This is a genomic window from Myxococcus dinghuensis (assembly GCF_024198235.1).
Classification (GTDB): Bacteria; Myxococcota; Myxococcia; order Myxococcales; family Myxococcaceae; genus Myxococcus; species Myxococcus dinghuensis.
The window spans coordinates 114,418-124,290 of record NZ_JAKCFB010000027.1 but is presented as its reverse complement, the minus strand read 5'-3'; the positions used below and the strand labels follow the sequence as shown (position 1 = coordinate 124,290).

Sequence of the window (9,873 nt, the reverse complement as noted above, 5' to 3'; positions counted from 1 at the left end):
CGCCGCCGAGGCCAGCGCCCGCGCCGCCGAGGCCGCCGAGCGCGCCGCCAACGTCGCCGCCGGCGTGGCTCCGGCCCCCGCCCCCGAGGCCGCCGCCGCCCCCGCGAAGAAGACGGGCGAGTGGGACGTCACCATCGGCCTGGGCCTCATCTCGCTGACGGGCAACGCCTCCACGCTGACCTTCAGCGGTCTGGCCAGCGCGCAGCGGACGACGGAGCACTGGATCTACGCGGTGAAGGCCTACGGCAACTACGGCCGCAGCCGCCCGCCGGAGGTCTCCGGCGAGGAGCAGCCGTCCCAGCTGGTGGCCCTCAACGCGGGCCTGGAGCTGCGCGGGGACCGCCGTTTCACGAAGATGATCAGCGGCTACCTGCTGGCCGGCGTGGAGACGGACCACGTCAAGAGCGTGGAGTCGCGGACCAGCGGTGAAGGTGGTCTGGGCGTGCTGTGGTGGGACGAGAAGAAGAAGGACGAGCGCGAGTCCTACCTGCGCACGGACATCGCCTTCCGCTACGCGCGCGAGACGCGCTTCCAGTACTACCCCACGCGGATGAACATCCCGGACGTGGACCTGGGCGGCCCCCGCTTCGGCGCGTCCTTCCGCTATGGCATCACCAAGGACGTGCTCTTCAAGGAGGACGCCGAGGTGCTGCTGAGCTTCATCAGCGACTCGCGCGTGCTGGCGAACAGCCAGTCGCAGCTGGCGGTGAAGCTGACGGAGGCCCTGTCGCTGGGCATCAGCTTCCTGGTGAAGCACGACAGCCTGCCGCCCGAGGGCAAGGTGCCCACCGACACGGCGCTGGCCTTCAACCTCGAGGTCGGGCTCTAGGCCCGGAAATGCGACGCGGCGCCGGGGAAGTCCCAGGCGCCGCGCGGTGAGGCGGGAGGAGGGCCGAGGGGCCCTCCGGGAATCAGTGGTGCGGCGCCGGAGTCTCCGGCGTGTCCTTCGTCTCCGTCTGACGGACGCCGCCGCCGAAGCGACCGCGCTGCGTGCCGGTGCCGATGTCGGCCGGCTGCAGGTCGCTGTACTGCGAGCCCGGCGGGTTGGCGCCGCGGAAGCGCGTGCCCAGGTCCGCCATGGGGATGACGAGCATCAGCACCACGAAGAGGATGGAGACGCCGAACACCAGCCGGTTGGCGCCCCGGTGCTCCGCCAGGTGCATGAAGTACAGCGTCACCAGCGTGCCCTTCACCGTGGCGATGACGAGCGCCAGCAGCAGGCCGAAGCTCGGCAGGTGCATGCGACCGGTGACGACGGTGACGACCGTCAGCACCAGCAGCACACCCCAGATGAGCCAGTAGCGGCCCGCGCCGTGGTGCGCGTCCATGTTCTTCTCTTCCTGATGGGATTCGTTGGCGATGGCCATGTTTTCGCCCTCAGACCAGGTACAGCATCGGGAACAGGAAGATCCACACCAGGTCGACGAGGTGCCAGTACATGCTGCCCAGCTCGACCATCGTGTAGTTCTTCGGGCCGAAATCCTTCTTCCGGAACGCACGCACCATCGCCACGGACAGCACCGCCATGCCGATGACGACGTGGAACGCGTGCAGCGCCGTCGAGCAGAAGTAGACCGTGAAGTACAGGGGGATGCCGGTCACCTGGATCCCCTCGTAGTGGTAGTACCGGCCCGGCAGCGTCCCGATGTGGAACTTGTGCGCGTACTCGAAGTACTTGATGACGAGGAAGCCCACCGCCATCAGAAGGGTGAGCGCGAACATCACGCCCACCTTCTTGTTCTCTCCCTCCTTCGCGTAGTGCACCGCGAGCGCCGCGGTCAGCGAGGAGGTGATGAGGACGATGGTGTTCACCGTGCCCATCGTCAGGTCCAGGCTCCGGCTGCCCGCCGCCCACGCTTCCGGGTACAGGAAGCGGTAGCAGCCGTAGCAGACGAACAGGCCCGCGAAGAGCAGGATTTCGGTGGCGAGGAACAGCCACATCCCCAGGCGGGCGGCGTGGTTCTGGACCTCGAGCGAGGCGAAGTGGCCGGCCAGGCGCGGCAGGTTCTCCGCGCCGTCGGCGGTGTGAGCGCTAGACTGCATCGGGGACCTCGGCCTTCTTCGGGTCGACGTAGAAGTGCGGCTCCTCGGGGAACGTCGGCTGCGGGCCCACGAAGTTGTGCGTGGGCGGAGGAGCTTCGCTCATCCACTCGTAGCCCTTGCTGCGCCAGGGGTTCTTCCCGGCGGCCTTGCCGTACAGCAGGGCGTACGTCAGGTACATGGCGATGATGATGAAGCCGAACGCCAGCAGCGACGCGCCGGCGGTGGAGGCGACGTTCAGCGCCTGGAACCGCTCCGGGTAGTCGTAGTAGCGGCGCGGCATGCCGTTGTTGCCCAGCAGGAACTGGGGGATGAACGTGGCGTTGAAGCCCAGGATGATGAGCGCCGCGGACACCAGGCCCCAACCCTCGTGGTACGTCTTCCCGAACATCTTCGGGAACCAGTAGTGGAGGGCGGCCAGGAAGGCCATGATGGTCGCGCCCACCATGATGAAGTGGAAGTGCGCCACCACGAAGTAGGTGTCGTGCCAGGCGACGTCCAGCGACACCGTGCCCAGCGCGATGCCCGTCATGCCACCGAACACGGTGAAGAACAGGAAGCCGCAGAAGTAGGCGAACGGGGTCTTGAAGTCGACCGCGCCCTTGTAGACGGTGCCCACCCAGTTGAAGACCTTGATGGCGGTGAACACGCCCACGAGCATGGTGAGCACGCCGAACACGCCCGCGTCGAAGGTCGACTGACCGGACACGAACATGTGGTGGCCCCAGGCGAAGAAGCCCACGAAGGCGATGCCGAGGCTGGAGTACGCCACCGCGCGGTAGCCGAAGATGTTCTTGCGGCTGTACGTGCTGACGACCTCGCTCATCACGCCGAACGCCGGCAGCACCATGATGTACACGGCCGGGTGGCTGTAGAACCAGAACAGGTGCTGGAAGAGCACCGGGTCGCCGCCGCGCGCCGGGTCGAACATGCCGAAGCTGAACAGGTTCTCCACGGCCACCAGCACCGTGAGCAGACCGATGACCGGCGTGGCCAGCACCTGGATGCAGCTGGTCGCGTAGATGGCCCACACGAACAGGGGCATCTTGAACCAGGTGATGCCGGGGGCGCGCATCGTGTGGCAGGTCACGATGAAGTTGATGCCCGTGGCGATGGAGCTGAACCCGATGATGAACGCGCCGAACATCACCGGCGCCACCGTGGTCGTCGTGTGCGTGCTGTACGGCGTGTAGAACGTCCAGCCCGTGTCCAGGCCGCCGTTGAGCATGCCCCACAGCATGAACACCGCGCCCGTCAGGTAGATGTAGAGCGAGGCGAGGTTCAGCCGGGGGAAGGCCACGTCCTTGGCGCCCAGCATCAGCGGCAGCATGAAGTTGCCGAAGACGGCCGGAATCGCCGGAATCATGAACAGGAAGATCATGACCAGGCCATGGAGCGTGAACGTACGGTTGTACGTCATCGCGTCCATGATGGTCGCGCCCGGCGTGAGCAGCTCCACCCGGATGAGCAGCGCGAAGATGCCGCCCACCAGGAAGAAGAGCAGGATGAAGAACAAGAACATCAGGCCGATGCGCTTGTGGTCCACCGTCAAGAGCCACGACTTGATGGTGGTGCCATCCACCAGATAGCTCGGGTGGTGGTCGTGGTGCTCGTCGTGCGGGGCGGCCCCCGCCGTGTCGATGCTACTGGATGGGGTCATAGGCGGGTCCCTCGGAGGCGCCCTCGCGGACGTTCGGAGTGCGAAGCGACTTGATGTACTCGACGATGGCGGCCGTCTCCGGGCCCTGCAGCTTGCCCTGGTAGGTCGGCATCACGTTCTGGTAGCCGGACACCAGGTGGGCGCCGGGGTCCATCATCGACTGGGTGATGTAGGCCTCGTCCACGCGGATGGTCTGGCCGTCGTCCAGCTTCTCCACGCGGTCATACATGCCGAGGAAGGTGGGGCCGATGTGCTGCGAGCCGTCCACCGAGTGGCACTTGAGGCAGCCCTGCGTGCCCGCGAGCACCTGGCCCTGCTCGACCATGCGCGCCACCGGCGGCACCAGCGAGGTGTCCGCCAGCGCGTCCTGGCGGTCCTGGAGGCGGCCGCGGCGCTGGTCCTTGATCCAGTTGTCGTACTCCTCCTGGGGGAGGACCACGACCTCCGCGAGCATCTTCGAGTGCGACAGGCCGCAGTACTCGGTGCAGAGCACCTGGTACGTGCCGGGCTTGGTCGCCTCGAACCAGATCTGCGAATAGCGACCCGGCAGCGCGTCCATCTTGATGCGGAAGGACGGGACGTAGAACGAGTGCAGCACATCACGCGAGGTGATGAGCAGGCGCACCGGGCGGTTGGCCGGCACGTGCAGCACGTTCACGCCGTTGGGGCCCTCCGGGTAGGAGAACTTCCACATCCACTGCTTGCCCATGACGTAGACGTCCATCGCGTCCTTGGGCGGCGTGGTGACCCAGGTGAAGTCCCGGAAGCCGATACCGAACCAGGCCAGGAAGAACACCAGCGGCACGGAGACGAAGAGGAACTCCGTCGCCAGCGTGGGGACGACGTACTCCGTCGTCTGGGCCGGGACGCGCCGGCGGTACCGGAAGAACATGAACAGCGCCACGAGGCCGACGCCGGCCGACATCACCATCGTCGTACCCACGACGAAGTGGTGCAGGAAGTCGACCCGTTCCGCGAACGTGGACGCGCTCTCCGGGAGGAACAGAAGGTTGTTGAGGAACTCGCTCATGCCGCCGCGCCTTTCTTCAGCTCGCGCCTCCAGAAGTAGATCAGCATCGTCGCCAGGGCGAAGAAGACAGCCAGTGCGCCCAGGCGGATGAACCCGAAGATGTAGAAGCCATACCGCCGCGTGGCGGTGTCATACTTGAAGCAGGACATCACGATGCGGTCGAAGCTGGTGCCCACGCGGCCACCGGCCGCCTCCAGCAACGCCAGCTTCATGTCCTTGGGGGGGAAATCCGTCCCGTAGAGGTACCGGGAGATGCTGCCCTCGGGCGTGAGCACCATCACCACCGCGGGGTGGGCGTACTGCCGGGTGCTCTCGTCGTAGGTGTACTTGAACCCCACCGCGTCCGCGACGCGGTGGATCTCCGCGTCCGTGCCGGTGAGGAAGTGCCAGGGCGCGCTCTCCGGCTTGCCCATGGACTGGAGGTGCTTGCGCCGGCGCTCGTTGCTCATCGCCGGGGTGTCTTCGGGGTCCACGCTGATGGTCAGCGCCTCGTAGTCCTTGCCCAGCTCCAGCCCCAGCTCGCGCATCGTCTTCACCTGGGCGTTGAGCACCAGGTTACAGAGCATGGGGCAGTTGTAATACACGAGCGTCAGCAGGGTGGGGCGCGTCTTGGACAGCACGGAGCCCAGCTTCACCTGCTCGCCGTGCGCGTCCGTGAAGACCGCCTCCGAGGGAACGATGTCCCCCAGGTGCTCCTCCACGTCCACGCCCTTGAGCTGGGGCGGCGTGTCCTGCTGCGCCTCGACGATGGAACGCGGCGTCTTGCCGCCACCCGGCAGCGCCGAGGCCGGCACCGCGACGGCCAGGACCAGCGCCGCCGCGACGAGCATCCCCGTACGGCGCGCGTGCGGGGAGGTGTGGGAGAAAGGGGACATCATGGCTGGCGGGCTCTTACGCGAGACTTCGCGCCAAAGCTACTGCCGAGGCGCCGGGGTGGGTTCCGGCGCCTGCTGGGGGGCAGAAGGAGGAGCCTGGGGCGCCGGCGCCTTGGACTTGGAGATGACCGTCTCCATGGCCTGGTCCAGCGTGGGGTGGGCCTTCACGCCCGGCTGATCTCCCCAACCCGCACCCAGCGTCTGGTGCTGGCCGCCGATCTTCTCCTCGGCGTGCCAGTCCTGCTCGAACAGGCGCTGGTTGACGATGCCCACCTCGTACTGGCCCATGGCCGCGGGGCGCGGCGGAGGACCGTCCGGCTGGATCTCGTCCATGGTGCGGACCTGGATGGTGTACGCCCAGACGATACCCACGGCGAAGATGGCGAGCGAGCCGAAGCCGATGCTCAGCACCTTCCCCATGACGATGTGGTCTTCTTCCGCCGCCACACCATGCGCGCCCACGATGACGCGCGACTCGAGCTCCGACTGGGTCTTCTTCATGGCTGCACGTACCTCAGGGACTCGGCGATGTAGGGGTCCTTCACCGGCATCGTGAAGTGGTTGCGCGAGTTGCGCAGCGCGAAGCCCACCGCGATGCCGCCCACACCCACGAACGCGGTGATGAGCGTCCAGTGGAACGTCGGGCCCGTGGTGCCCGTCAGCGCCGGCCAGATGAGCCAGTACAGGTCCACCGCGTGGATGGCGAGCAGGTAGATGGCGACCACGGACAGCTTCGCCGGCTGCAGCTTCAGGTTGCGCGACAGCAGCGTGAAGAAGGGAAGCACGAAGTGGCCGAAGAACAGGACCAGGGAGACCGGCTTCCAGGCGCCGAAGATGCGCACCCCGTACCAGGGCGCCTCCTCCGGGATGTTGGCGATCCACACGAGCAGGAACTGGGAGAACGCGATGTAGGCCCAGAACGCCGTGAAGGCCAGCATCAGCTTGCCCAGGTTGTGGAAGTGGGCCGTCGTCACCACGTTGCCGTAGAGGTCCTTGCCGCGCGCCCGCGCCGTGGTCAGCGTGAGGATGCAGAAGGCGGCCAGGAAGCTGCCGGCGAAGTAGTAGACGCCGAAGATGGTGGACTGCCACAGCGGCGTGAGGCTCATCAGCCAGTCGAACGAGGCGAACGTGAGGGTCAGCGCCAGGAAGGGCAGGATGCCGGGGGAGAAGCGGCGCATGCGCACCGTCAGGTCCAGCTCACCCGTCGTGTCCTGCTTCAGGCTCAGCCCGCGCAGCTTCCACGCGGCGAAGCACCACACCGCGAAGTAGATGACGTGCCGCACCGTCGCGAACGTCACGTTGAGGTAGCCGTGCTGCTTGTGCGCCAGGTGCTCCAGCTCGATGCCGTGGATCTCCGACAGCAGCGGCGAGCCCGGCCACCAGGGGTACAGGTAGCCCGCCATCAGCACGATGGGGATGAACAGCAGGATGAAGATGGGGATGGCGGACGCGCCCGTCTCCATCGTGCGGCGCAGGACGATGAGCCACTTGGCCTTGGCCGTGTGGAAGATGGCCACCATGATGGTGAAGGCCACGCTGATGCCCACCCAGTAGCAGAAGGCGAGCAGGTACGCGTGGGCGGCCTCTCCCTTGGCGCTGGTGGCGAAGAAGCCGGCCAGCGTGGCCAGGATGCCCAGGGCGCCCACGCCGAACGCCGGCACCATCAGCTTCGGCGTGCCGGTGTAGGGCTCGAGGGGAGCGGAGGCTTCGGCTGCGGGGGTCATCGGTTCTCCTGCGGCACGGGCTGCCCGGCCGTACGGGTATTGCGGGCCTCCTGGAGGACCCGGACGTAGGCGACCACCGCCCAGCGCTCGCGCACGTCGAGCTCGCCGGAGAAGGACGGCATCACGCCGTAGCCCTCGTTGATGGCGGTGTAGAAGTGGCCCGCGGGCTTGCTCTCCAGCTCCAGCAGCGACGGCGGCAGGCGCAGCGCCATGTTCTCCGCGACCACGCTGTTGCCGTCGCCGAGCACGCCGTGACACTGCGAGCAGACGATGTTGTACTTCTTCTGGCCCAGCGTCAGCAGCTCGCGGTCCACCGTCACGGGGATGGTGGTCGTGGGCTGGCCGTGGGCGCGGCCGGTGAGGGCCACCTGGCGCGCCACGGGGTCCTTGAGCTCCGGCAGCTTCGCGAAGCGCTCACGGGGAATCGTCCCGGCGGGGGGCGTGCGCATGGCGCGGCCGTCCGCCCAGAAGTCGGACGCCTCGTAGTACTCGTACTTGGCCTGGACCTCCATGCGCTGGAGGAACTCCGAAGAGACGTCGCAGCCGGAGGACAGCGCTGCGAGGCCGGCGGCGGCGGGGATGAGCCACCTCATTCCTTCTCTCCCGTGACGACGGTCACCTGGGTGGCACCCAGGGCCTTGAGCTGGTCGATGACGGCGGCGGCGTCCTGGCCCGTGGGGTGCGGCACGCTCAGCCAGTAGCCGTGCGTGGACGCGGTCCGGAAGGCGTCGGACTCGAAGACGGGGTGGTACGGCTGCGGCAGCCGGCTCAGCCCCAGAAGACCGAAGAAGATGCCGAACGCGGCGAACAGCACGCTCAGCTCGAAGGTGATGGGCACCCACGCCGGCAGCGACAGCAGCGGGCGACCGCCGATGTTCAGCGGGTAGTCGAGGGTGTTCATCCACGTCTGCATGGCGAGCGCCGTCGTCATGCCCGTCAGGCCGCCGCACAGGGCGATGAAGGGCACCTTCGAGGGCGGGAGGCCCAGGGCCTCCGAGCCGCCATGCAGCGGGTACGGCGAGTAGGTGTCCATCCCCTGGAAGCCCTTCTCCCGCATCTGGCGGGTGGCATCCACGAGGATGTCTGGCGTCTCGAACTCGGCCAGCACCCAGGAATCGAGGACAGTGGCTTCCATGACTCTAGTGCGCTCCGTGGGTGTTGTGGTGGGCGGCGTGCTTGAGCTCGAGCTGGAGCTCCTTCACTTCGCTGACCGCCACCGCGGGCACGAACTTCAGGAACAGGAGGAACAGGGTGCCGAACAGGCCCAGGGTGCCGACGTAGATGGACCAGTCCACCCAGGTGGGGGTGTAGATGCCCCAGGAGGACGGCAGGAAGTCCTGGCTCAGCGACGTGACGATGATGATGAAGCGCTCGCACCACATGCCGATGTTCACGGCGATGGAGGCCACCCACATGATGGGGATGCTCGTGCGGCACTTCTTGAACCAGAAGATGTTCGGCGTGACCACGTTGCAGGTGATCATCAGCCAGTACACGCCGGCGTAGGGGCCCGTGGCGCGGTTCACGTAGAAGGTCCAGAACTCGTACTGGTTCTGCGAGTACCAGGCGACGAAGTGCTCCATCATGTACCCGTAGGACACGATGAGGCCCGTCGCGAGGATGACCTTGTTCATGTTCTCCAGGTGGCGGTCGGTGATGACGTCCCGCAGGCCCAGGTACTTGCGCGCCGGGACGATGAGGGTGATCACCATCGCGAAGCCGCTGAACACGGCGCCGGCCACGAAGTAGGGCGGGAAGATGGTCGCGTGCCAGCCGGGCAGCAGGGACACGGCGAAGTCGAACGACACGATGGTGTGCACCGAGACCACCAGCGGCGTGGAGAGGCCGGCCAGCAGCAGGTACGCGATCTTGTAGTTGTGCCAGTGACGACCGGAGCCGCGCCAGCCGAGCGCGAACAGGCCGTAGATGGTGCGCTGGATCTTCGTCTTCGACGAGTCACGCAGGGCCGCCAGGTCCGGGATGAGGCCCACGAACCAGAACAGCGCGGACACCGTGAGGTACGTCGAGATGGCGAACACGTCCCACACCAGCGGCGAGCGGAACTGCGGCCACGCGCCCAGGGTGCTGGGGTAGGGGAACAGCCAGAAGGCGAACCAGGGACGGCCCGTGTGCAGCAGCGGGAACAGACCCGCGCACATGACCGCGAACAGCGTCATGGCCTCCGCGAAGCGGTTGATGCTCGTGCGCCACTTCTGCTGGAACAGCAGGAGGATGGCGGAGATGAGCGTACCGGCGTGGCCGATACCCACCCACCAGACGAAGTTGATGATGTCGAACGCCCAGCCCACCGGCTGGTTGTTGCCCCACACGCCGATGCCGCGGGCGAGCGTGTAGGTGACGCCGACGACGAGCAGGCCCAGCGCGCTGAGCGTGATGCCGAAGAGCATGAACCAGCCCTTGCCCGGCTTGCGCCAGACATGGTCCAGCAGCGTCTCGTTGAGGGACTTGTCGTCGTGGTGCGGCGCGACGAGGTGCCGCGGCTCGAGCGGGTCGAGCGGGGCGGTGGCTGCGGTCTCGGCCATG

General features: G+C 67.0%; 11 protein-coding genes. 1 reads left to right on the top strand and 10 read right to left on the bottom strand.

Going from position 1 to position 9,873, the window contains the following annotated elements:
* A partial coding sequence (locus tag LZ198_RS29255; protein WP_253975383.1) for a DUF481 domain-containing protein occupies positions 1 to 829 on the top strand: 829 nt, incomplete at its 5' end.
* Between the two features lie 82 nt (positions 830 to 911).
* Here LZ198_RS29255 and LZ198_RS29250 read toward each other — a convergent pair.
* From LZ198_RS29250 to nrfD, 10 genes are read right to left on the bottom strand one after another with little or no spacing between them, the layout of a single operon-like run.
* Entirely contained in the window at positions 912 to 1,367 is a 456-nt protein-coding gene (locus tag LZ198_RS29250) for a cytochrome C oxidase subunit IV family protein (protein ID WP_253975382.1), read from the bottom strand.
* Between the two features lie 10 nt (positions 1,368 to 1,377).
* Positions 1,378 to 2,043, bottom strand: a complete 666-nt coding sequence (locus tag LZ198_RS29245) for a cytochrome c oxidase subunit 3 family protein (RefSeq protein WP_253975381.1) — start codon at positions 2,041 to 2,043, stop codon at positions 1,378 to 1,380.
* The gene (locus LZ198_RS29240) at positions 2,033 to 3,700 is read right to left on the bottom strand and encodes a cbb3-type cytochrome c oxidase subunit I (RefSeq protein ID WP_253975380.1); all 1,668 of its coding nucleotides are present in this window, start codon (positions 3,698 to 3,700) and stop codon (positions 2,033 to 2,035) included. Before LZ198_RS29240 ends, LZ198_RS29245 begins: the two co-directional genes overlap by 11 nt.
* Positions 3,684 to 4,730: a cytochrome c oxidase subunit II gene (coxB, locus tag LZ198_RS29235; RefSeq protein ID WP_253975379.1), complete on the bottom strand. Its 1,047-nt coding sequence runs from the start codon at positions 4,728 to 4,730 to the stop codon at positions 3,684 to 3,686. Before coxB ends, LZ198_RS29240 begins: the two co-directional genes overlap by 17 nt.
* Entirely contained in the window at positions 4,727 to 5,608 is an 882-nt protein-coding gene (locus tag LZ198_RS29230; RefSeq protein ID WP_253975378.1) for an SCO family protein, read from the bottom strand. Before LZ198_RS29230 ends, coxB begins: the two co-directional genes overlap by 4 nt.
* A gap of 36 nt (positions 5,609 to 5,644) precedes the next feature.
* Positions 5,645 to 6,106 carry a hypothetical protein gene (locus LZ198_RS29225; protein WP_253975377.1) on the bottom strand — a complete coding sequence of 154 codons (462 nt, stop codon included), beginning with the start codon at positions 6,104 to 6,106 and terminating at the stop codon, positions 5,645 to 5,647.
* Positions 6,103 to 7,329, bottom strand: coding sequence for a hypothetical protein (locus LZ198_RS29220; protein ID WP_253975376.1), 1,227 nt, complete (start codon positions 7,327 to 7,329; stop codon positions 6,103 to 6,105). Before LZ198_RS29220 ends, LZ198_RS29225 begins: the two co-directional genes overlap by 4 nt.
* The gene (locus LZ198_RS29215; RefSeq protein ID WP_253975375.1) at positions 7,326 to 7,922 is read right to left on the bottom strand and encodes a c-type cytochrome; all 597 of its coding nucleotides are present in this window, start codon (positions 7,920 to 7,922) and stop codon (positions 7,326 to 7,328) included. The genes LZ198_RS29220 and LZ198_RS29215 overlap by 4 nt, the downstream gene beginning before the upstream one ends.
* Positions 7,919 to 8,464 (bottom strand): DUF3341 domain-containing protein, encoded by a 546-nt coding sequence (locus LZ198_RS29210; RefSeq protein WP_253975374.1) that lies wholly within the window; start codon positions 8,462 to 8,464, stop codon positions 7,919 to 7,921. Before LZ198_RS29210 ends, LZ198_RS29215 begins: the two co-directional genes overlap by 4 nt.
* Positions 8,465 to 8,468: 4 nt before the next feature.
* Positions 8,469 to 9,872 (bottom strand): NrfD/PsrC family molybdoenzyme membrane anchor subunit, encoded by a 1,404-nt coding sequence (gene nrfD / locus LZ198_RS29205; RefSeq protein WP_253975373.1) that lies wholly within the window; start codon positions 9,870 to 9,872, stop codon positions 8,469 to 8,471.
* Between the last annotated feature and the right edge of the window lies 1 nt (position 9,873).